At 60.7% G+C, this 20,765-nt stretch carries 20 protein-coding genes and 1 tRNA gene; 9 read left to right on the forward strand and 12 right to left on the reverse strand.

Annotated features, from left to right (window positions below; translation table 11 throughout):
* Nucleotides 1-15: 15 nt before the first annotated feature.
* Together uppS and frr are read right to left on the reverse strand one after the other, a co-directional pair.
* Nucleotides 16-771 carry a polyprenyl diphosphate synthase gene (uppS, locus tag KVU_RS05480; protein ID WP_013384345.1) on the reverse strand — a complete coding sequence of 252 codons (756 nt, stop codon included), beginning with the start codon at nt 769-771 and terminating at the stop codon, nt 16-18.
* A 43-nt stretch (nt 772-814) separates the two neighbouring features.
* Complete coding sequence (gene frr, locus KVU_RS05485) at nt 815-1,378, reverse strand: ribosome recycling factor (RefSeq protein WP_013384346.1); 564 nt, start codon at nt 1,376-1,378, stop codon at nt 815-817.
* A gap of 239 nt (nt 1,379-1,617) precedes the next feature.
* Between frr and KVU_RS05490 the strand changes: the two genes are divergently transcribed.
* The 4 genes from KVU_RS05490 (at nt 1,618) to KVU_RS05505 (ending at nt 4,409) form a co-directional block, all read left to right on the forward strand.
* A complete protein-coding gene (locus tag KVU_RS05490) occupies nt 1,618-3,027 on the forward strand; it encodes a hypothetical protein (RefSeq protein ID WP_236953046.1) in 1,410 nt (469 codons plus the stop codon).
* Nucleotides 3,028-3,176: 149 nt separating this feature from the next.
* Complete coding sequence (locus KVU_RS05495; protein ID WP_013384348.1) at nt 3,177-3,716, forward strand: HU family DNA-binding protein; 540 nt, start codon at nt 3,177-3,179, stop codon at nt 3,714-3,716.
* Between the two features lie 42 nt (nt 3,717-3,758).
* Nucleotides 3,759-3,833 (forward strand) — tRNA-Val (locus KVU_RS05500).
* A 144-nt stretch (nt 3,834-3,977) separates the two neighbouring features.
* Nucleotides 3,978-4,409, forward strand: coding sequence for a hypothetical protein (locus KVU_RS05505; RefSeq protein WP_013384350.1), 432 nt, complete (start codon nt 3,978-3,980; stop codon nt 4,407-4,409).
* A gap of 3 nt (nt 4,410-4,412) precedes the next feature.
* On the opposite strand, the gene KVU_RS05510 is transcribed toward KVU_RS05505, so the two are convergent.
* Nucleotides 4,413-5,504 carry a hypothetical protein gene (locus tag KVU_RS05510; RefSeq protein ID WP_014537750.1) on the reverse strand — a complete coding sequence of 364 codons (1,092 nt, stop codon included), beginning with the start codon at nt 5,502-5,504 and terminating at the stop codon, nt 4,413-4,415.
* A 202-nt stretch (nt 5,505-5,706) separates the two neighbouring features.
* On the opposite strand from KVU_RS05510, the gene KVU_RS05515 reads away from it, so the two are divergent.
* Together KVU_RS05515 and KVU_RS05520 are read left to right on the forward strand one after the other, a co-directional pair.
* Complete coding sequence (locus KVU_RS05515; protein ID WP_013384351.1) at nt 5,707-6,540, forward strand: ABC transporter ATP-binding protein; 834 nt, start codon at nt 5,707-5,709, stop codon at nt 6,538-6,540.
* On the forward strand, nt 6,537-7,304 hold the full coding sequence (locus KVU_RS05520; RefSeq protein ID WP_013384352.1) for an ABC transporter permease: 768 nt from the start codon (nt 6,537-6,539) through the stop codon (nt 7,302-7,304). The genes KVU_RS05515 and KVU_RS05520 overlap by 4 nt, the downstream gene beginning before the upstream one ends.
* A gap of 58 nt (nt 7,305-7,362) precedes the next feature.
* On the opposite strand, the gene KVU_RS05525 is transcribed toward KVU_RS05520, so the two are convergent.
* Nucleotides 7,363-8,538 (reverse strand): M20 aminoacylase family protein, encoded by a 1,176-nt coding sequence (locus tag KVU_RS05525; RefSeq protein WP_013384353.1) that lies wholly within the window; start codon nt 8,536-8,538, stop codon nt 7,363-7,365.
* 123 nt (nt 8,539-8,661) lie between these two features.
* Between KVU_RS05525 and KVU_RS05530 the strand changes: the two genes are divergently transcribed.
* Nucleotides 8,662-9,645: an ABC transporter substrate-binding protein gene (locus KVU_RS05530; RefSeq protein WP_013384354.1), complete on the forward strand. Its 984-nt coding sequence runs from the start codon at nt 8,662-8,664 to the stop codon at nt 9,643-9,645.
* Between the two features lie 37 nt (nt 9,646-9,682).
* Here the strand turns inward: KVU_RS05530 and KVU_RS05535 are convergent, their stop codons facing one another.
* Nucleotides 9,683-11,101: an MDR family MFS transporter gene (locus KVU_RS05535; protein WP_013384355.1), complete on the reverse strand. Its 1,419-nt coding sequence runs from the start codon at nt 11,099-11,101 to the stop codon at nt 9,683-9,685.
* A gap of 226 nt (nt 11,102-11,327) precedes the next feature.
* Here KVU_RS05535 and KVU_RS05540 point away from each other — a divergent pair, with 226 nt between their 5' ends.
* Entirely contained in the window at nt 11,328-12,002 is a 675-nt protein-coding gene (locus tag KVU_RS05540; protein ID WP_013384356.1) for a GntR family transcriptional regulator, read from the forward strand.
* Between the two features lie 240 nt (nt 12,003-12,242).
* A complete protein-coding gene (locus KVU_RS05545) occupies nt 12,243-13,139 on the forward strand; it encodes a DUF1796 family putative cysteine peptidase (RefSeq protein WP_236953047.1) in 897 nt (298 codons plus the stop codon).
* 36 nt (nt 13,140-13,175) lie between these two features.
* Here KVU_RS05545 and KVU_RS05550 read toward each other — a convergent pair whose 3' ends face one another.
* From KVU_RS05550 to KVU_RS05580, 7 genes are read right to left on the reverse strand one after another with little or no spacing between them, the layout of a single operon-like run.
* Nucleotides 13,176-13,772: an alkylhydroperoxidase domain protein gene (locus KVU_RS05550; protein WP_013384358.1), complete on the reverse strand. Its 597-nt coding sequence runs from the start codon at nt 13,770-13,772 to the stop codon at nt 13,176-13,178.
* A gap of 15 nt (nt 13,773-13,787) precedes the next feature.
* On the reverse strand, nt 13,788-14,384 hold the full coding sequence (locus KVU_RS05555) for a CMD domain protein (protein WP_013384359.1): 597 nt from the start codon (nt 14,382-14,384) through the stop codon (nt 13,788-13,790).
* A gap of 31 nt (nt 14,385-14,415) precedes the next feature.
* Nucleotides 14,416-15,444 carry a putative FMN-dependent luciferase-like monooxygenase gene (locus KVU_RS05560; RefSeq protein ID WP_013384360.1) on the reverse strand — a complete coding sequence of 343 codons (1,029 nt, stop codon included), beginning with the start codon at nt 15,442-15,444 and terminating at the stop codon, nt 14,416-14,418.
* Nucleotides 15,441-17,054 carry a dipeptide ABC transporter ATP-binding protein gene (locus tag KVU_RS05565; RefSeq protein ID WP_014537751.1) on the reverse strand — a complete coding sequence of 538 codons (1,614 nt, stop codon included), beginning with the start codon at nt 17,052-17,054 and terminating at the stop codon, nt 15,441-15,443. The genes KVU_RS05560 and KVU_RS05565 overlap by 4 nt, the downstream gene beginning before the upstream one ends.
* On the reverse strand, nt 17,051-17,899 hold the full coding sequence (locus KVU_RS05570) for an ABC transporter permease (RefSeq protein WP_014537752.1): 849 nt from the start codon (nt 17,897-17,899) through the stop codon (nt 17,051-17,053). Before KVU_RS05570 ends, KVU_RS05565 begins: the two co-directional genes overlap by 4 nt.
* Nucleotides 17,896-18,840, reverse strand: coding sequence for an ABC transporter permease (locus KVU_RS05575; protein WP_014537753.1), 945 nt, complete (start codon nt 18,838-18,840; stop codon nt 17,896-17,898). Before KVU_RS05575 ends, KVU_RS05570 begins: the two co-directional genes overlap by 4 nt.
* A gap of 54 nt (nt 18,841-18,894) precedes the next feature.
* Nucleotides 18,895-20,538, reverse strand: a complete 1,644-nt coding sequence (locus tag KVU_RS05580; protein WP_013384363.1) for a TIGR04028 family ABC transporter substrate-binding protein — start codon at nt 20,536-20,538, stop codon at nt 18,895-18,897.
* Nucleotides 20,539-20,765: the final 227 nt, after the last annotated feature.

Below are 20,765 nucleotides of genomic sequence, written 5' to 3' on the forward strand. Positions count from 1 at the left end.
CACTCCTGTGGCAGATCAGGCGCGCACGCCGCCGAACCGGCGGTCACGCGCGGCGAAACGGCCGATCACGCGGGCGAATTCGTCGGGGGTAAAATCGGGCCAGAGCGTATCAATGAATTCATATTCCGCATAGGCCGATTGCCACAGCAGGAAATTCGAGATCCGCGCCTCGCCGCTGGTGCGAATGACCAGATCAGGATCGGGCAGCACATGCGTATCAAGAAAGGCGGTCAGCGTGTCCGAGGTCACGTCCTGCGGATGCAGACGACCATCCGCAACCTCGACCGCCATACGCTGCACCGCGCGGGTCACCTCGTCACGGCCACCATAATTGATGGCGATGGTCAGGTGGACCGTATCATTGCCAGCGGTCAGCGCCTCCAAATCATTCATCAGGCGCTGTAGGCTGGGCTCTAGACGCAGGCGATCACCGATAAAACGCACACAAACACCAGCATTATGAAGGGTTTTCGCTTCGTTCATAATGTAGCGCTTGAACATGCCCATCAGGCCCGCAACCTCGGTCTGGGTGCGTTTCCAATTCTCGGTCGAAAAGGCGAAGATCGTAAGATATTTCACGCCAAGCTGCGGGCAAGCCTGCACGATATCGCGCACACGGCGCGCGCCGGCGCGGTGGCCGAATAGGCGCGGACGACCGCGCAGTTTGGCCCAGCGGCCGTTGCCATCCATGATGATGGCAACATGCTGCGGCACAACACCCGCGCCTGCCTGCACACCGGCGGTCGAACCCGCCTTTTCGTCGCGCGCCATAATGGCTCCTTGCTTGCTGTCCCAAACGCCCCGGTGGGGAGGCTTAGACCTGCATGATCTCGGCTTGTTTGGTGTCCAGCGTCTGATCGACAAGCTTGATGAACTTGTCGGTCAGCTCTTGCACTTCGGATTCCCAGAACTTGACGTCATCCTCGGACAGGCCGTCGGATTTCGCCTTTTTGATCTTGTCCATCCCGTCGCGGCGCAGGTTGCGCACGGCGACGCGGGCGTGTTCGGCATAGCCTGCGGCGACTTTGGTCAGCTCGCGGCGGCGTTCTTCGTTCAGCTCGGGGATCGGCAGCATGATGATGGTGCCGTTGGTCTGCGGGTTGATGCCAAGGCCGCTGTCGCGGATGGCCTTTTCAACCTTGCTGACCATGCCCTTGTCCCAGACGTTGATCGTGACCATGCGCGGCTCGGGGACGTTGATCGTGCCCAGCTGGTTGATCGGCGTGGTCTGACCATAGGCATCGACCACGATCGGCTCGAGCATCGAGCCCGAGGCGCGGCCCGTGCGCAGCGAGGCGAATTCCGTGCGCAGCGCAGCAATCGCGCCGTCCATGCGGCGGGTCAGATCGTCGGTATCTAGTTCAAACTCGTCAGCCATTGTCGTTCTCGTCTGTTAGTGCGGGCGGCAGATGGGGCCGCACAAGGCCCCGCGCGGCGGTCAACCCGCTATAGCCGCAAGGCGCGGGTCTTGTATAGGCGCAACACCCCGAATACCGCATCAATCCGCCTGTTTTTCGATCCGTTTTCCCGCTGCGCCCCACGATACGGTGCCTTGTGCCGGGCGCGCTTCGGGTAGATAGGTGCTGCAGTTCCCGCATTCATCCCCTGCAGTCCCCCATGTCACGCCCCGTTCCCGTTTTCGACGCACCGCCTTCAGCTTATGAACGTTTATGCGGTGCCGTTGCGCTGCTGATGCTGATCAGCCTGCTGATCGGGCAGATTGGTGGGCAATATCTGCCTTCGCTGCGGCCGCTGAATGATCTGGCCTCGGTCGCGGCGATCACGCTGGCGCTGTTGCGCCTGCCGCATGTGCGCCGCGCGGCGCAGGTTTTCGTCGGACTTGCGCTGATTGCGGCGATCTCGCTGTGGATCTTTGCGCCAGCGCAAATGCCCAGCCTGCGCAATGCCCTGCAACAAGGCACTGCGTTTTCAGCCTTTCTGACCACGCTTGGTCTGGTGCGCGGCCCGGTGCGCGCGTCAAAACTGGTGGCGGATGCGGCGGCCTATCTGTTCGCCTTTCCCGCGCAGATGCGCACGGCGGCGGTCACATTTGGCGCACAGTTTCTGACCATCCTGTTCAATATCGGCACGATCAGCCTGCTGTCGGATATCGCCCGCGACCATGCCGCCCGCAGCGGCAGCGACAGCCGCGCTGCCGATAGCATCACCATCGCCGCCCTGCGCGGCACATTGTTCGCGACGCTTTGGAACCCGATCGGCATCGGCTTTGCGGTGGTGCTGGCGTCGATCTCGGCCCTGTCACCGGGGGTATTTTTAGCAGCGGCGGTGATCGCGACACTGGTCGTGGCGCTTGGCAGCCTATGGGTCGGGCGCCTGATCGAGGGGCGGCCCGTTGCTGCCCCGACCAGCGCAGGCGGCTCGGCCCGTGCGCTGATCGGGCTGCTTGTCGCGGTTGCCGCACTGATCGGCGCGACGCTGCTGCTGCATACATTGCTGCATATCAGCTTCCTCGTCGCCGCCTGCATCATCCTGCCCGCGATGGCGTTTTTGTGGCCGCTGGTCGAGCCTGCAACCCGCAGCGCTGCGGTGCGCAACCCGGCCAAGGCGATGGGCGAAGCCTCGGCCGCGACCGCGTCCGAAGCGACGATTTTCCTGACCGCGACGCTGATCAGCACCCCCGTCGCGCTGCTGCTGCAAAGCCTGGGGCTAGAGGTGATCTTTACCGCCGGCGTGGTGCCACCCTTGGTCTTCGTGCTGGCGGGGCTGCTGCTGGTGCCGCTGCTGGCGATTTTCTATATCCCCCATACGATTTCATTCGTGATGGTCGCGCAAATTATTGGCGGCAGCGTGATCGGGCAGAACCATCCCCTGTCGCTGGGCATCGCGCTGATGTTCGCTTGGGGCATGGCGATTGCAATCTCGCCCATCTCGGCGATGTCGCTGATTACCGGCCGCTGCATCGGGCGCAGCACCACCGATGTCAGCTTTAGAATTAACGGTTGGTTTACGATTTTCTGCCTAACTGGCGCTATGGTTATAGTCTGCGCGATCTATATCTTCGAATAAGTAAATTTGGATGACTTCAATCTCTTGATCCATTGCGTTAGTCGCGTCACACTACGCACATCAGTCGACCAAAGGTGACCGCTATGCCCAAAGGTAAGTCCCAGAACCCGACCGGAAAAAATATCAGCAACAGGGCCAAGGAAGACACCATGTCACAAATTGACCAGATCAGACCCGTCGATGACGAGGTAACCTTTGCGCCCGTTGCCCAGCCAAAGGCAAAATTGCCGCCTTCGGCGCAGGCCCGCGGCGTGAAATTTGTAACCGTGATGACCCGCTCGGGCATCTTCCTCGAGGAAGTGGTGCCCGGCAGCGTGCGCGCGGCCGCCGAGGCTTCTGCCGCCGCCTCCGAGCCTGAGTTTGACGAGGTGCCCGAGGATGATGATGAGGATGCCGACGACGAGGTCGAGGTGAAAGACAGCGCCGCCGCCGAGCCTAAGGCCGCAAAGAACCAGCTGCGCAAGGCCGATCTGGTGAGCCAAGTCGCCGCCGAAGTGAGCCTGCCCGTAGGCACTGTGCGCAAGGTGATGGAAGCCGCCCTTGCCGCGATGGCCGAAGCGCTGGCGGAAGATAAAGAGCTGGTTCTTGCCCCACTTGGCAAAGTCGCGGTCAAAGCCCGCAAAGAACGCGAAAAGGGGCCAGTGCTGACCCTACGTCTTATCCCAACCCCCGAGAAAGAGCCAAAATAAACTGTTGCGCCTTATGCGCAGGGCGGATAATCAGCCGCCCAAGGGTGATTAGCTCAGTGGTAGAGCGCTTCGTTCACATCGAAGATGTCAGGAGTTCGAATCTCTTATCACCCACCAGTTTTCCGCAATTGAATGGCAGTTCTAGGGTTTCTTTGGCCTGTTTAGCCGTTTATTGCCGATACGCATCCCGCGCAGCATTCCTATCGCATCTGCGGCAGGCTTTCGCCCTAAGATCGCCGTGAAACTTTCATTGGAATCACGATGCGCAAGATCCACCTGCTGACACTTTCGCTGCTTTTGATACCCGCCCTAGCACACGCCCAAGACTATCAGGGGCTTTATACCAGCGAGACCGGACAGTCGCTGCAGCTTTCGCTGAGCAGCACCGGCCCTGACAGCTATGACCTGGACCTGTCGACCACCGTGGCGATGGTAGGCAATCAGCCCGGCTGCGGTGGCGGCATCAGCGGCCCGATCACGATCACCGACAATCAGGCGCTGTTGCAGGTAGAGAATGAGGGCTATGACCCCGCCTCGCCCATTTCGCTCAGCAATGCGAAGCTGTGCGAGATCAGCCTGAGTTTTGACGGGGAATATACTGTGCAGCTGGAAGAGCTGGGCGGCTGCGGCTATTACCACGGCGCCGCCTGCAGCTTTACCGGCACCGTCATTCACGACGCCGCCGGTCTTTAGCGCCTATTTCCAGCTTGTGTGATCAGCCGCCGTGCAGCCAAAGGGCGCGCGCTCTTTCATAAACCGCTGCTGTAGCTGATCACAGCCCCAGGCATTCAACGGATCTGGCAGTATCGCATTGATTTCCATGCCTAATGCGTCAAAGCGGTTATTACTGCTGGTAACATACCACAGCCAATAGCCACCGGCGGCAACAGCCATCACCACCAGCATCACGACCACGCCAAGGATCACACGCAGCGGCGCGGGCATCCGTTTATTCGCAGGCGCGGCAGCGGGCGCAGCCTCGGCCGTGACAGCCAATTGCGCAAGCGCCTCGCGGCGCTCACGCTCGGTCAGCGAGATGCGGGCAAGCCCCTCGTCCAGCAGCGCGGGCAGCGGGCTATCGGGATGCCTGACGCCGACACCGATCAGCTTGCCCTTGTCGTCAAATTGGGTCAGTGGCGCCTCGCCCGCGGCGAAGGTTGCGGTGCCTTGCGGGCCTTGTTTGCCGTTCGGCAGCAGCGCGTGATAATTAACCACTGTGACGCCACGCCTTGTCTGCGTATTGGCAATATGCAGCGGCACAAGGTCCAGCCGTGCGGGCGTCGTGCTGGCACGCTGCGCTTTGCGCGCGCGCAGGATATTGCCGCCGCCGATAATCGGCGCCCCCAACAGCAAGAACAGGATGACCGCCAGCGTGGCGGTGCGGCTCCACAGCATATCGAGGCCCAGCGACAATGTCGCCATACCCGGATCGTTGCGGTTCACCACCACATCGACCTGATAATCGCCGCTATGAAGGTCCAAAAAAGCCAATTCGATGTGACGGTTATAGGGATTTTCGCGCGCGCCATAGGTCACATCCGCGCTGCAGCTGACAAAGACGCCCTGCCGCGTGGTGCATTCGCCGTTGCTGACGCGCGCGTCCTGAATAACCACCGGGTCCTGGCTGATCATCCAATCGCGCACAAGGTTCGGTGTATACAGCCAGGCGAAGAACCCGAAAATCGCCATGAACACCACCGTCCCAAAGATCACGCCGCGCGGCGGGACGATAGCATTGGGGGTGATGGACAGCGCACGTTGGGGCAGTTCAAGTTTCGTGAAAGCCATGAGAGACCCGAAAATAGTTAATGCTGCACTGACTTTTCACAGCCGCGTTACCTTCTCCAGTGCGTTGATTTGCAAGCGTCTTAATAGGAAATTTTCTGCCGAACGGTCAAAAACATAGCCCGTGCGATGCGGCATTTTTGCTCTTTTCGACATTGGCGCACTAATGGTATACCTATTCGATAAAATACGAACAGGGACAAGAATGGAACGACACGAGGACATCAGCCCCGCCCCTGCGGCAGGCTTGTCGGCCGGAAACTTAATCGAACTCTCGCATGTCGGCATGACGTTCGAGACGCTGAAAGGCGGCCCGGTCGTGGCGTTGCAGGATTTCAGCCTTGGCATCAAAAAGGGCGAGATCATCTCGCTGGTTGGGCCGTCAGGATGCGGCAAATCGACAATCTTGCGGATGCTGGCGGGCCTGCAAAAGCCGACCACCGGCAGCATCACCTTTGGCGAGGCCCATGCGAAAAAGGGCTTTGCCGGCATCGCCATCGTGTTCCAACGCCCGACCTTGCTGCCGTGGCTGACGATCATGGGCAATGTGCTCTACCCCGTGCGCGTGTTGAACAACCGCGTCACCCCCGCTGACAAAGCCCGCGCGCAAGAGCTGCTGGAGATGGTCGGCCTTGCCGATATGGCCGAGCGTATGCCGAACGAGCTGTCGGGCGGGATGCAGCAGCGCGCCTCGATCGCGCGCAGCCTGATCCTTGACCCGAAGCTGCTTCTGATGGATGAACCGTTTGGTGCCCTCGATGCCCTCACGCGCGAGGATCTGCAGCTGGATCTGTTGAAAATCCACGCGCAGACGCAAAAAACCATTCTTGTCGTCACCCATTCGATCAACGAGGCCGTGCTGCTATCCGACCGCGTCGCCGTCATGTCCGCCCGCCCCGGCCGGATGAAGGACCTGCTGAGCATCGATATTGAAAAGCCGCGCACCCATGAAACCCCGACCCATGCGCGTTTTGGCGAATATGCGCTGCGCATCCGCGAAGGCATCTACGGCGACCGCGCCAAAGGAGACAGCAAATGACGCCGACGCAGCGCCGTATCATCCTGCCCATCATCGCGCTGATCCTGTTGCTGACTGTCTGGCAGTTGGCGTGCTGGGCGCTGAAAATCCCGGTCTATCTGCTGCCCTCGCCCATCGATATCTATTTCGGCGGCGCGCGTCTGGGCACGGGGATTTTCAGCAATACATTCGCCACGCTGAAAACCATTCTGATGGGCTTTTTGCTGTCCTGTCTGGTCGGCATTCCGCTGGGCGTCGCTGTATCGGTGAACCGTCTGACATCCGAGGCGATCTATCCGCTGATCGTTTTCCTGAACGCCTTTCCGACCGTCGCCATCGCGCCCATTCTGGTGGTGATTTTCGGGCCGGATGAGACCACCCGGCTGATCATCGTGACGCTGACTGCGTTCTTCCCGATCATGGTCGCGACGGCGACCGGCATTATGGATACGCCGGACGAGATGATGGATTTGGCCCGCGTGGCCGGTGCCTCGCCCCTGCGCGCGGTGATCACGGTGCGCCTGCCCCATGCCGTCTCGTTCATCTTTGGGGGCCTCCGCGTGGGTGTGACGGTTGCGGTCATCGGTGCGGTTGTGGCGGAATTCGTCAATGCGAACCGGGGGCTTGGTTTCCTTGTCACCTCGTCCACCGCGCAGTTTGCGATCCCGACGGCGATGGCCTGTGTCGTGATGCTCGCGCTGATCAGCGTGATCCTGTACGAGCTGGTGAATGTCATTCACCGCACATTCTTTGGCTGGTCCATTCGCGGCAAGTCGAACGACTAAGCGTCACGGCAACGCCGGATAAAAGAACGCCCCGCCGATCTGGCGGGGCGTTTTGCGTTCAGGCCTCGGCGTTCAGTTCCTGATCCACGATCGACACCCAATAGGCCGACCCGTAAGGGATCGCGTCGTCGTTGAAATCATAGTTCGGCATGTGGTTATTGGCGGTAAAACCATTTCCCATCATGACGTTACAGCCCGGGCGCTCGCGCAGCATATAGGCGAAATCGTCTGCCGCATTGATCGGGGGGTTGTCGCCATCGACATTATCGGCCCCCACCAGCGCGCTGGCGGCCGCCACGGCTTTGTCGGTTTCCAGACGGGTGTTGATCAAGGGCGGGTAGCCGCGATCATAGTTCACATCCACGGTGCAGCGGCTCATCGCGGCCGAGAGTTCGGCAATCTCGCGCAGACGGGTTTCCAGCAGGTCGCGGATCTCGGGGCGGTGGCAGCGCGTGGTGCCGGTCACGACAATCTCGGACGGCATGACGTTAAAGCTGAGGCCGCCATTAATCGACCCGATGCTGAGCACCGCCGAATCCAGCGCCGGTACGTTGCGCGAAATGATGCCCTGAATGCCCAGAATGAAATGCGCCAGCGGCACGGTCGTATCGGTCGACTTTTCGGGCGCACCGCCATGGCCGCCGGTACCTTTGAACGTCACTGTCCAGCTATCCGAGCAGGCCAGTTGCGGGCCGTTGCGGGTGACGAATTTGCCGATCTCGATGCCCGGCTTGTTGTGCAGCGAATAGACGGCGTCGCAGGGGAAGCGGTCGAACAGCCCCTCTTCGATCATCTTCAGCGCGCCGGCACCGCCCTCTTCGGCGGGCTGGAAGAAACAATATACCGTGCCCGCGAAATCGGGGTTGTTCTGCAGATAGCGCGCGGCATTCAGCAGCATCGTCGTGTGACCGTCGTGGCCACAGCCATGCATCTTGCCCGGAATTTTCGAGACATGGGCAAAGGTGCTGGTCTCGACAATGTTCAGCGCGTCCATATCGGCGCGCAGGCCGATGGCGCGGTTGCCGGGCTTGTTCCCTTTGATCGTCGCCACAATGCCGGTGACAGCGATGTTGCGTTCAAAGGTGATGCCCCATTCGGTCAGCTTGTCCGCAACGATCTGCGAGGTCCGCACCTCTTCATAGCAGGTCTCGGGATACATATGCAGGTCATGGCGGATCGCGACCATCTCATCTTGCTGGGCGCGCAGCGCCGCCAGCACCTTATCCATCTGCATATCTTTTAACTCCTTGCAGTGCGAGAACGCGTTATTTTACGCGTTTTGTAACATCTCACTAGACGGTATTCTAATGGTATGCCTAATGTAAACACCTGCCCTATACGTAAAAGGAACCTCTTCGTGGCAAAATCCTGCTCTACCCTCGCCCTGATTGCGGCTGCGGTCTCGACCGCATCGGCGGCCGCGGCAAATGACGCTGTAAACTTCCAGCTGGACTGGACTCCGGGCGGGATTTCCGCCGCTTATTACATGGGTCTGGAAGCAGGATGCTTTACCGACCAAGGCATTGATGTGACAATTTCGCGCGGTTATGGCGCAGCGGATGCGGTGACAAAAGTGGCAACCCGCGTGGCCGATTTCTCGGTCACCGACCTTGGCGTCATCGTCGGTACCATCGCCAACAGCGGCGCACCTGTAAAAGCGATTCTGCCGATCGTGCAGCAGTCGCCTGTTGGCATCGCCGTGCTGGAAAACAGCCCGATCCAGTCGCTGAACGATCTGGAAGGCCGCTCGATCGGCACGTCGGTCGGCAATGCTGCGATTGAATATCTGCCGCTGGGCATGGAGGCCGCAGGCGCGGATCTGACAAAGGTCGAACATATCACCGCTGACGGCTCGGCCCTGAACGGCATGCTGTTCCGCGGCCAGATCGACGCGCTCGCCAGCTATGTCACCTCGGTCGTGCAACTGAACACCATCGGCCAGGCTACCGGCCAGGGCGTGCGCGCGATTTACTATGGCGATGCGCTGAACATCTATAACGCCTCGGTCTTTACCTCGGATGCGCTGATCGCGGAAAACCCCGATCTGGTGGCGCGTTTTTCGGCGGCGGTGCAGTGCAGCTATAATACCGCGCGTGAGAACCCCGAGGCGACCATCGACGCTGTCACCAAACATGTCGAGGGCATGATCCGCGACACCCAGGTCGATGCCGTCCCCTTCGCGCTGGATTTCGCCTTTAATAACCCGGTGTTCGCCGCCAATGGCTTTAACTGGGATATGGACCGCGTCGCCAACAACATCGCCGCCACCGGCCGCGTGCATGATCTGGCGAATACCGCGCTTACGCCTGCGGATGTGGTTTACACCCCCGTTTCGCAATAATGAAAAGGCCCCGTCGCAATCGCGGCGGGGCCCCTTTTTATCGTTTCGCGCCATAGCCCTCTAGCGCCTTTGGCGGCAGCAACAGCATGGCGATGAACGCCACCGCGATCAGTCCTGCGGGCACCAGTGCGATGACCCATGTCGCCTCGCCCATCGGGCCATCGACGCCTTCGTGGGCGTAAACGAGGCCCGAGGCCAGCGCCACCGCCCCTGCCACAGCCACGCCAATCGTGCCGCCCATCGCGCGGGCAAAGCCCAAAAGGCCCAAAGCGGCGCCCACGCGCCTCGCCCCCGCCGCATTCTGCGCCGCTAGCGTAAAGATCGGATAGGACGCCCCGATCCCCATGCCCAGCAGGATGCTAACCATTTCCAGCAGCACGAAATTATGCGCTTGCGCCAGTGTCAGGCACAGCAGCACAGTCCCCGCCAGCGCGACGGCGGTCGAGCTGACCACGACCGGCTTGTAATACGGGTTATTGCGCAGGAAACGCGGCGGGATATAGGCCCCAGCGGTCACGCCGATCAAAAAGCCGATCACCGCAAAGCCGCCCTGGCTGGCCGTCAGGCCAAAGCTTTGTTGGTAATAGAGCGGCAAATAGACCGACAAAGCCACATTCGCGCCGGTGCAGCACAAAAGGCCCACGCCGCACAGCAGGATCGTCGGATTGGTCAGCACCGGAAACGGCAGCAGCGGATAGGCTGCGCGCACCATACGCAGCGCAAAACCGGCCCAGAACACCAGCGCCACCGCCAACCAGATCAGCCCGCCCGGCTGGCCGGATGTCAGCGTGTTCAGCGCCATGACGCTGGACAGTGCCGCACCGACCATCAGCCCCGCGCCCAGAGCATCGACCGGACGCGGCGTCGTCGCCCCCTCTTTCGTGTAAAAAACCGCGACACCGATCAGGCAAAGCACGCCCAGCGGCAGGTTGATCCAGAAAATCGCGCTCCAGTGGAAATATTGCGACAGCACGCCGCCCGCGATCGGCCCCATGACAGCAGCAATCGCATAGATCGTCGAGGTATAGGCACTGTAGATCGGGCGTTGGCGCATCGGGATGCGGTCGGCAATCACCACATGCGGCAGCGCGGTCAAACCGCCTGCGCCGATCCCCTGCACCACGCGCGAAACGACCAGCATCGTCAGGCTGCTCGACATCGCCGCCATCACCGATCCGACGACAAAAGTGCCGACCGACAGATTGATGGCAAAGCGCCGCCCCTTGATATCCGCCAGCGCGCCCAAAATCGAGGCAGAGCAGGTCGCCGCCATCAGATAGGCCGTCGGTACCCAGGTCAGCAGCGTGCCGCCGCCCAGCTCGGCCGCGATATTGCCCATCGCGGGACCGGTGATCGTCTGTTCCAGCGCCGACATGAACATGGCGATCAGGGTTGAAATGATCAAAAAATGGGATTTTCGGTCAACTTTGGCAGGCGCGTGATCCGTCGTTTTCATCTCGTCACTTTGTTATTTTTATCGTTTTGGCCACGCGGGCGACATCGGAGCGTTCCCTATCGCGCCAGAGCTATGCGTTCCAACGGTATACCATCGGAATAATCATATCTCCAGCCATTTCCAAGGCCTTGACGACAGCACTGTGACGCGCAGGCGTCCGGTTGCCTACTTTCCCTGCCCCGCTTTAGCGACTATGATCACCCACAGGTTGAACCCGGAGGTTTTGGTGGCAAGCGAAGCATCGCAAATCGGCGAACGTCAGACATGGGACGAAGGCCCCAATATCTCTGAACAGGTTTACCAAAAGCTGATCGATCTGCTGGTCAGCGGCGAGTTGCGCCCCGGCGATGTCATTGTCGAGCGGCGCATGGCGAGCTTCCTTAATGCCTCGCGCACCCCCGTCCGCGAGGCCCTTGGGCGGCTCGAGGCCGAGCGGCTGGTCTATAAACAGGCCAATCGCGGCGTGATCGTCAGCCCCTTTTCGACCGAGAATTTCGTCAATCTGCTCAATGTGCGCAAACTGCTAGAGGCCGAAGCCGCGCGCCTCGCGGCTGGGAAGCTGACTGAGGCGCAGATTGCAGATTTGCGCGCGGCGCTGACAGGCCTTGCCGCCATCGCGCAGCCCACGCTCGCCCAAGTGTGGGAGGTGGATAACAAATTGCACGGCGCGATTGCCACCGCCTCGGGCAATCCACTGCTGGCCGAAATGATCGGTGACCTACGCCGCCGGACGCATGTGTTTAACGCCTACCGCTCGCCCACAGCGCAGAAGTTTTCCGATACCGAGAATTTCACCCTGCTCGATGCGGTCGCCAGCGGCGACGCGGAACACGCCCGCCAGACGATGATCCAACACATCGAACGCGTGAAAACCGCGCTGATCGAGCAGCTGAGCGAATAAGATATCGTAAAATCTTTGACCCAGTTAGATCATTTACACATTAAAGGTCGCCTATTTTTACATCGCATATTTAAAATCGCCCTTGCGCAGTCATAAATACAAGCCTCGGATCTAGGCTGCGTCGCGCATCGCGCATTAGATTTATCCAAGATACGCTGCCAGCAATAAACAGCCATTTAGCTTTTTCACTAAGTGGTCGCGGCTATTCTTTTTAAATCATTGTAAAGTTTGGGCTTTAATATGGATCTAGATTCTATAGTAAACGAAAAGTTCAACGCGAACACGGCCGAAGAGCAACTGCGCAGATTGATTGGCCAGTGGTCGAGTCTCAATTCCCACAAGGGATTGGCCCTTTCTCGTACAGATATGTATGAGCTTTACTCAATGCGCGAGCGCAGTGTGTCACTGTTGGATCAAGCCTTTTCGCGCATGATCGACGAAGCCAAAATTCGGCACGACAATTTCAAACATCACGCAGACTGGAAATATATCTCTCTGGGCGAAGATTGCTTTGTGCGCTCACTTGCGACGCGATGGGGTTTCAAGAAATCTGCTGCGCTAGGCGCAAAATCTGGTCCCTTCGATCTGGCGGTTCATCCACCCGCAGCGCTTTTGTCCATTCTGCAAAACGACTTTGACGGCTATATGGATCCTTCCAATCTGAAATACATTGGAAATATGAAATACTGTATGAACACGAGATATCGCTCAGTGTTCAATCACGAAGTGGGTCCGGAATATGCAGAAAATGACTTTGAAAAGCTGCGCAATGTAATAACACCACGTGTTGAGCGTTTTCGGGCTGATTTTGAGGACGACGGTAAGGTCTGCTACATTGTACGCATTCACAAGGCTGATGATGAAAAGTGGCATAAGACCGCGGAACTACTGCAATTTATCCGCGACAAATCTGCGGCTCGGAACCTCGCATTGATCTGCGTGTCGACACGCGAACATGGTGCCCAGCATATTTGTGCACCGAAAGTTATCGGCGAGAGTGGCATTCACGTTGTCGAACATGCCTATCCGCATGAAAAATACGTCTGGCATGTGAACAACCGTAGCGATGCGGGCCTGAGCTTCGAACGCGAGGTGGTGCGCCAGTTGCGCGCTGTTATGGATCGGATTGCCGCCTGAGGCGATGGCCCCGCCCTGCAGGCGGGGCCACTCGAATTACGCGGTCGGCTCGCCCAGCGACAGCATCAGGCGGTTGGCCCAGTTGAAGAAGGCAGCCGATTGGATCAGGTCGACCACCTCAAGGTCGGACAGGCCCGCCTCATATAGCGATGAAATATCAACCTCTTGCAGATCGCTTGGCGTGCGGGTCAGCGTGGTGGCGGTCTGGATCACCAGATCCCAGCGCGGGTCGATTGCAGTGCCCACGCCTTGATCCAGCAGTTGGTCGACATCGGCAGGCCGCTTGGAATAGGTCGCGGCAAAGCGCGCGTGAACCGAGGCGCAGAAAATGCAGCCGTTGAAACGCGAGACGGCGGCGGCGGCAAGCTCGCGCTCGGCGCGCGGCAGGCCGTCTTTGGCGTTATAAAAGATATCCTTGTCGGCCAAAGTGCGCGCGCCCAGTACCTCGGGATCATGGGCAAGCAGGCGGAAATAGGGCGATTTCGCGCGGCTGCGGTCGATCAGGCCAGTGTAGTGGCGATCGGTCAGCGCGTCCTCGGCCACGGGATGCAGCCAGGGCAGCCAGTCCAATTCGTCGCGGGTAAAGGCGACGGGTTCGACATTATCGGGATAGGTGATGATGGTATCGGTCATTTTATCGCCCTTTGATCAATGGGTTGTCGCGGGTTGCGCGGCGGGGCTGACCGCTTGCGCCAGACGCAGGCCGCCAATAACCCGCAATTGGAAGGCCAAGAACGCGACAAGCTGCGATAGCGTGACAATGGCCGGCGTCGTCCAACCCGCATCAAGCAGAGTTTGCAGCTTTTCGGGCGAGGCATCGCGCGGATGCAGTGTCAGGAAATGCGCATGGTTCAGCGCGGCGGCCAAGGGCGGCGCGACGCCAGTGGCGGTAAAGCTGACGCCTTCGCTATTCTCGGCAGAAAGCGGTCCTGCGGGATAATGGCCGAATGGCCCGACGCCCTTGCCTTGGACAGAAAGCCCCTCGATCACCGGCACCAGATCGGGTGCAACCTCGACCAGCAGGGCGCGGTAATGGGCCTGAATACCGGTATCGCCATGCAGCGCCGCGACAAACAGCGCGACGGCGCGGCGGGTCTCGAGCGGCAGATCGCCCGCCTCCTGCGGGTGCAGCAGCAGATCATAGCTAAGCTGCGCATTCTCGCGCGATTGCAGACGCGCGCGGCGGGCCTGATCCAGCGCCCCGCCCGGCGGGATACCCGCCAAAGTGTCAATAATATCAGTCATATGTTGTCCTTCCTTGTTCAATTTCGGGGCATCAATGTCCGGCAACCGCACGCACGGGTGCGGGCGACACCCACCCCAGGGCAGGCGCAACGCCGGTTGCGTAAAGTTCGATGGAGCGCAGCGTGTATTCCGGCGGTGGGTCGACCGAATGCACCTGCGCGGCGACCTCGGTCGCGAATTCCAGCACGGAATCCTCTGCCAGCGATGCCGCAACATCATCAACCGTCCCCACATGTGTATCAAGGCGGCGGATCAGATCGTGGATATCGTCGCTGGGCAGGGTATGACCGGTTTTACGAAAATGCGCGGCCACCCGGCTGAGGCCCGTTTGCGCCAGGCTGATCGCCTCATGACGGCTATCGGCCACGAAAATACTGCGCGAGGCGAGGATGCGGGGCGGGACACCCTGTGGCAGCGCGGCGAGGTAAGCCTCGACAATGGGTCGCTGCACCTCATGCAGGGGCAGATCGGGGCGGTCTTTCGGGCGCGGCTGGGTGCGCGATAGCAGCAGGCCGTCACCGGCCAGACCCGCGCGCCGCCCCCCTTCGACCGAGAATGTGGCCTGCCAGATCCGCTGCCCCAGATCATCAACTGCGGGATAGAGCCGCCGACTTTCGGTGATCTGCCCGCCCGCAAAGGCCTTGCGCAGCGTGTCTAGCTGCGCGGCATAAATGGCCGCTTTATCGGCCAACGACACACCAAAGGCTTCGAATGTCGCCGGGGTACCCCCAGTGCCCAGACCCAACTCGACCCGCCCGCCCGACAACTTATCCAGCACGCCCGCATCTTCGGCGACGCGCAGGGCGCTTTCCAGCGGCAGCGTGATCACGCCCGTGCCCAGTCGAATGCTTGATGTTTGCGCCGCAGCGGCGGCGAGCAACACGAAGGGCGACGGCAGACCGCCCTCCTGCGGATCGAAATGGTGCTGCGCGATCCACGCCGTATGGATGCCAAAGCTTTCCGCCGTCTTGATCTGTTCGATTGCCGCGGCATAACGGGCGGCGGCGGGAAGATCATCCAGAACGCGGGTGAAAAAGCCGATGTTTTTGGTCTGGGTCATGCCCCTCGTCCTTGCTCTAGGGCCCGTGCGCCGGGGATGGCTGCGATCAGGGCCTTTGTGTAATCATGGGCGGGCCTGTCAAAGACCTGCGCCACCTGCCCGCTTTCGACCTGCCGCCCGGCCTGCAAAACCGACACCGTGTCCGAAATCGCCCGCACCACCGCCAGATCGTGCGACACGAACAGATAGGTCAGGCCAAGGTCGCGCTGCAGATCATCCAGCAGCCGCAGGATTTGCGCCTGCACCGTCACATCCAGCGCCGAAACCGCCTCGTCCAACACCAGAATTTCGGGCTGCAAAACCAACGCACGGGCAATGGCGACGCGCTGACGCTGACCGCCCGACAGCGCGCCGGGGCGGCGGTCGAACAGGTCGGGGCTGATCGCCACCCGCTCGAGGATCGCGGCGACGCGGCGCTGGCGTTCGGCTTTCGCCAGCTTGTCATAGTTCCACAGCGGCTCTTCAACGATGCTGCGTACGCTTTGCCGCGGGTCGAGCGATTGGAACGGATTTTGATAGACAAGCTGCACTTTGCGGCGGAATTGACGCAAAGCCTCGCCCTGCAAACGGGTGACATCAATGCCGTCCACCACAATCCGCCCCGCAACAGGCGGCGTCAGCCCCGTGACAGCGCGGGCGGTGGTCGTCTTGCCCGAGCCGCTTTCCCCGACCAAAGCATGGGTGGTGCCGCGCGCCACCTGAAAACTGACGCGATCAACAGCGCGAAACGCCTTTTGCCCCGGCACGGCGAAATCCTGAATCAGATCCGTGACTTGAATTGCAAGGTCGGTCAAATCGCGCTGGACGCGCAGTACAGGTGCTGCCAGCGATGGCGCATCAGACAGCAAGCGACGTGTGTAATCGCGCGCGGGTGCATCCAGCACGGCGCGGGTCTCGCCCGCCTCTTCGATCCGGCCCTTTTGCATGACGACGATACGGTCGGCACGTTCCGCCGCAACGGCCAGATCATGGGTGACGAACAGCACCGCTGTGCCGTTTTCGCGCCGCAAACTGTCGATCAGATCCAGAATCCGCCGCTGCACCGTCACATCGAGGGCCGAGGTCGGCTCGTCCGCGATGATCAGCGCGGGTTTCAGCGCGACCGCAATCGCGGTCAGCACACGCTGTTTCATGCCGCCCGACAGCTCGTGCGGGTATTGGTTAAAGCGCAGCGCGGGGTTTGACAGGCCGACGCGATCCAGCAGCGCCAGCGCCTCGGCGCGGATGGCGCCTTTGTCGCGCCAGCCATGCAGGCGAAAGACCTCTTCCAGTTGTGCGCCGATGGTGCGCACCGGGTTCAGCGAGCCGCCGGGATCTTGGGGGATCAGCGCGATCTGCTTGCCGCGCAGGCTATCGAGGCGCTTGTCCGACCAGCGGCTTATCTCCTCGCCGTTCAGGCGGATCGCGCCTTCGGTGATGCGGCCGCTTTCGGGCAGCAGGCCGATCACCGATTGCGCGGTGGTGGATTTGCCCGAACCGCTTTCACCGACCAGCGCAACAACCTCGCCGGCTTTCACCGTCAGGCTGACGCCATGCAGGGTTTGCTTGCCACCATAGGCGACTTTGAGGCCGTCAATCTCCAGCAAAGCTGGGTTCACTTGCACGTTCATCGACGGCTCCTTTGAATGGCAAGGCCAAGGCGGTTGGCCGATAGCACCACGATAATCACCGCAAGGCCGGGCATGATCGTCAGCCACCAGGCGGTCATCATGTAATTGCGCCCCTCGGCGATCAGCAGGCCCCATTCGGGCGTGGGTGGCGGCGCGCCATAGCCCAAAAACCCAAGGGTCGAGATCTGCAAAATCGCTGATCCAAATTGCAGCGCCGCCAGCGCCAGCACCGAGGTCAGCGCATTCGGCAGCACATGGCGCCACAACACCGCCAGAAAACGTCCGCCCGATCCGAACGCCGCCTCGACATAATCGGCGCGGCGCACCGAGACGACCTCGGCCCGCATCAGCCGTGCAAAGGCGGCGATCGAGGTGATCCCCACCGCAATCGCGACCTGAATATTGCCAAAGCCAAGGATGATGATGAACGACAACGCGAGCAGCAGCGAGGGGATCGACAGCATCACATCCACGATGCGCATCAGCAGATCATCGGCCCATGCCCCAATCGCCCCCGCCAGCAGGCCCAGCGCGCCGCCCACGATCAACCCGACCGAGACGGCGATAAAGGCGCCGACCAGCGTTTGGCGCGCGCCATAAATGATCCGCGCCAGCACATCGCGGCCCAGCTCGTCCGTGCCCAGCCAATGGGTGGCATTCGGCGCCTTAAGCTGATTGCCCGGAATGCCCTGCGTGCCGGAAAAGCCGGTGAAAAGGCCAGGAAACAGCGCCCAAGCGACGGCGACAGCCAGCACGAGCACCGCCAGCGCAAGGCCCAGATGCGGCAAGCGCAGATCACGCGGACCGCGCCCAGCAACCCGAAGGTTAATCGTTTCCAATGTCATGCGGGCAGCCTCCGCCCAGCGCGCAGGCGTGGGTCCAAAATGGGATATAGAAGATCGACGATCAGGTTCACGATGACAAAGCCAGCCGCTGCGATCAGCACCACCGCTTGCAGCACCGCCGCATCTTGGAACCGGACCGAGCGTTCGGCCAGACGGCCCAGCCCGTTCAGGCCAAAGACGGTTTCCGTCACCACCGCGCCCGCGACCAATTCGCCAAAGAGCACGCCCGCGATGGTCAAGGTGGGCAGCAAGGCATTCGGGATCACATGGCGTAGAATGGCAAAGCTGCGCGAGGCCCCCTTGGCCCGTGCGACAGGCACGAAACCACTGGTCGACACCTGATCAATATTGCGGATCAGGATCTGCGCGAGCGGGGCCGAGATCGGTACAGCGATGGCAATGATCGGCAGGATCATCCGCTCGACCGGGCCGGGATTGATGACCGACACCCAGCCCAGCTTGAACGAGAAAATCTGGATCAGCACAATCGCCAGCCAGAACACCGGCACCGAGATCATCAGCCCCGGCAGCGCCTGGAACAGGTCACGCAACCAGTGAAAGCGCGGCAATGTCGCCAGCAGCGCCGTGCCCAGCGCCAGCAGCACCGCCACGGCAAAGCTGATCCCCGCAAGGCGTAACGTCGGTGGCAGGTTGGTCAAGATTTCCTGACTGACAGGCGTGCCCGAGACCACGGAAAAGCCGAAGTTGCCAAACAAAGCATTGCCAAGCGTCGCCAGATATTGCTGCCAGACCGGCGCATCGGCGCCGTAAACCACACGCAACTGCGCGATCTGTTCGGGGCTGAGGCCAAAATCGCTGCCCAAAAAGCGGATCAGCACCGCATCGCCCGGCATCATCTGCAGCAGGATGAACGCAACGGTAAAGGCAGCCCAAAGGACCGCCACCGCCTGCCCGATCCTTTGCACAAGATATCCTGTCATGGAACCCTCCTGAAAGCGGGCCGCGCCGGGATTTTCGCCGAGCGCGGCAAGGCCTTAGCGTTGAATATAGGTCGCGTAAAAGCTGGGGCGGCCAACCGCCTCAAAGCCGACGCCATGGACATAGGGCGCACCGCCGAAGACCTGCGGTTCCTCGAAAATCGGGATCGTATAGGATTGATCAAGGATATAGCGCTGCACATCCGCCACCAGCGACAGGCGTTGATCGGGGTCGGTCTCGGCGGCAATCGCCTCGAGCAGACCGTTCAACTGGTCATCGTGGAAATTGCGCACCTTGTCGCTGACACCGCCGGTTTGCAGCAGCGCATTGCGGTTGCGCGGGTAATACTGGCTTTTGATCACATCGGGATCGGCGCGCCCGACCATCGCGGGGCCAACGCCGGTGCGCTGCGGATCAAGATTGTCCTGCACAGCCGTCCCTGCATCGCCAGCGAGCACGTTCAGCGTGATGCCGATGCGATCCCACTGCTGCGAGATCAATTGCAGCGCCGCGCGGTTTTGCGGCTGCGGCAGCGATTCATAGGCAGTCAGTTCAAATACCACACCGTCTTTTTCGCGGCGGCCATTGGCGTTCAGATGCCAGCCTGCGGCCTCAAGCAGGGCGATAGCTTCTTCCTGATTATATTCCAGCTGATCCGACAGGTCGATATAGCCCTGTGCGGTAGAGGCGATCACCGATGTCGCCAGCGGGTAATTCGCCGAATAAAGCGTGTCGACAATCTCGCGCCGGTCGGTGGCCAGCGTCAGCGCGCGGCGCACGTTGATATCGGATACCAGATCATTATCGGGACGGAAGGTCAGCTGGTTGTTCACGCCGCGGGTCGAGGGCGCATAAAGCTGATAGCCGCGGGCTGTGACTTGGCCTTCGTCGTATGCCTGGATCTGGCGCACGAAATCGGCCTGCCCCGACAGCAGTGCGCCGATACGGACACCGTCTTCGGGCACGATGATATAACGGATCTCGTCCAGATAGGCGCGGCCCTGATGCGGATGCAGCGCGGGGCCCCAATTGTAATCCTCGCGCACTTTCAGCACCAGTTCGGTGCCGGTCGTCTGACTTTCCACCACAAACGGGCCCGAACCGATGATCAGCGTCGCATCGCCCAGCGCGTCAAAGGCGCGATCCAGCGTCGCCAGCGACACCAGGCCCGAACCGATCACCGACGTGCCTTGCAGGAAACCGGCGCTGGGGGCGCTGAAATGAAAGCGCACGGTCAGCGGGTCGATCACCTCAGAGCTTTGGTAGTTGTTCAGCACCTCGGAAATCGGGAAGCGGCGGGTCGGATCGCCAAGCCCGTAAACATCATAGTTGCGTGCAACCGCCGCCGCATCAACCGGCGTTCCGTCCGAGAAAGTCACCCCGTCCCGCAGGTGAAAGGTGAATTCGGTATAGGTATCGTTGATTTCCCAGCTTTCGGCGATCCACGGCTCGATCACCAGCGTTTCGGGGTTCTGGTAGGTCAGCTTATCGGTGATCTGGTTCAGAATGCCGCCATTGGGGTAAAAGCCGCCCGCAGGGGGGTAAAGGACGGTATGGGGCTGTTGTTCCAGATAGGTCAGCGTGCCGCCAAATGTGCCCGCCTCTTGGCCAAAGGCAATGCTGGCCGTGCTGGACAGCAGCAGGCTGGTGGCGATCCAGCCAAAGGTGCGCCGGGTCAGGGAAAGGGTCTTGAGGGACATCGTGGGCTCCAAGAGCTGAAGGGATGAATTGCCCTCAACGCTACTCTCGCGCTGCTAAAAGTCGATAATATGGATCGTTTATTCTTTCTGGGGCAACAGCAGCCGCGTTCCCCTTTGACCCTGCGGCACGCATATATTCTTCCCAAGCACCTTATTTCGCCCCACAGACCCGCAGCAGAATCAAAATATCTGTCCCTATCAGGGCAAGAATTCCGGCTGATCGTGGA

The organism is Ketogulonicigenium vulgare WSH-001 (genome assembly GCF_000223375.1).
GTDB classification, from domain to species: domain Bacteria; phylum Pseudomonadota; class Alphaproteobacteria; order Rhodobacterales; family Rhodobacteraceae; genus Ketogulonicigenium; species Ketogulonicigenium vulgare.

Excerpts from the sequence above, each read along its gene's own strand:
- uppS (WP_013384345.1), bottom strand. The coding sequence starts at position 771 with ATGGCGCGCGACGAAAAGGCGGGTTCGACCGCCGGTGTGCAGGCAGGC.
- frr (WP_013384346.1), bottom strand. The coding sequence starts at position 1,378 with ATGGCTGACGAGTTTGAACTAGATACCGACGATCTGACCCGCCGCATG.
- KVU_RS05490 (WP_236953046.1), top strand. The coding sequence starts at position 1,618 with ATGTCACGCCCCGTTCCCGTTTTCGACGCACCGCCTTCAGCTTATGAA.
- KVU_RS05495 (WP_013384348.1), top strand. The coding sequence starts at position 3,177 with ATGTCACAAATTGACCAGATCAGACCCGTCGATGACGAGGTAACCTTT.
- KVU_RS05505 (WP_013384350.1), top strand. The coding sequence starts at position 3,978 with ATGCGCAAGATCCACCTGCTGACACTTTCGCTGCTTTTGATACCCGCC.
- KVU_RS05510 (WP_014537750.1), bottom strand. The coding sequence starts at position 5,504 with ATGGCTTTCACGAAACTTGAACTGCCCCAACGTGCGCTGTCCATCACC.
- KVU_RS05515 (WP_013384351.1), top strand. The coding sequence starts at position 5,707 with ATGGAACGACACGAGGACATCAGCCCCGCCCCTGCGGCAGGCTTGTCG.
- KVU_RS05520 (WP_013384352.1), top strand. The coding sequence starts at position 6,537 with ATGACGCCGACGCAGCGCCGTATCATCCTGCCCATCATCGCGCTGATC.
- KVU_RS05525 (WP_013384353.1), bottom strand. The coding sequence starts at position 8,538 with ATGCAGATGGATAAGGTGCTGGCGGCGCTGCGCGCCCAGCAAGATGAG.
- KVU_RS05535 (WP_013384355.1), bottom strand. The coding sequence starts at position 11,101 with ATGAAAACGACGGATCACGCGCCTGCCAAAGTTGACCGAAAATCCCAT.
- KVU_RS05545 (WP_236953047.1), top strand. The coding sequence starts at position 12,243 with ATGGATCTAGATTCTATAGTAAACGAAAAGTTCAACGCGAACACGGCC.
- KVU_RS05550 (WP_013384358.1), bottom strand. The coding sequence starts at position 13,772 with ATGACCGATACCATCATCACCTATCCCGATAATGTCGAACCCGTCGCC.
- KVU_RS05555 (WP_013384359.1), bottom strand. The coding sequence starts at position 14,384 with ATGACTGATATTATTGACACTTTGGCGGGTATCCCGCCGGGCGGGGCG.
- KVU_RS05560 (WP_013384360.1), bottom strand. The coding sequence starts at position 15,444 with ATGACCCAGACCAAAAACATCGGCTTTTTCACCCGCGTTCTGGATGAT.
- KVU_RS05565 (WP_014537751.1), bottom strand. The coding sequence starts at position 17,054 with ATGAACGTGCAAGTGAACCCAGCTTTGCTGGAGATTGACGGCCTCAAA.
- KVU_RS05570 (WP_014537752.1), bottom strand. The coding sequence starts at position 17,899 with ATGACATTGGAAACGATTAACCTTCGGGTTGCTGGGCGCGGTCCGCGT.
- KVU_RS05575 (WP_014537753.1), bottom strand. The coding sequence starts at position 18,840 with ATGACAGGATATCTTGTGCAAAGGATCGGGCAGGCGGTGGCGGTCCTT.
- KVU_RS05580 (WP_013384363.1), bottom strand. The coding sequence starts at position 20,538 with ATGTCCCTCAAGACCCTTTCCCTGACCCGGCGCACCTTTGGCTGGATC.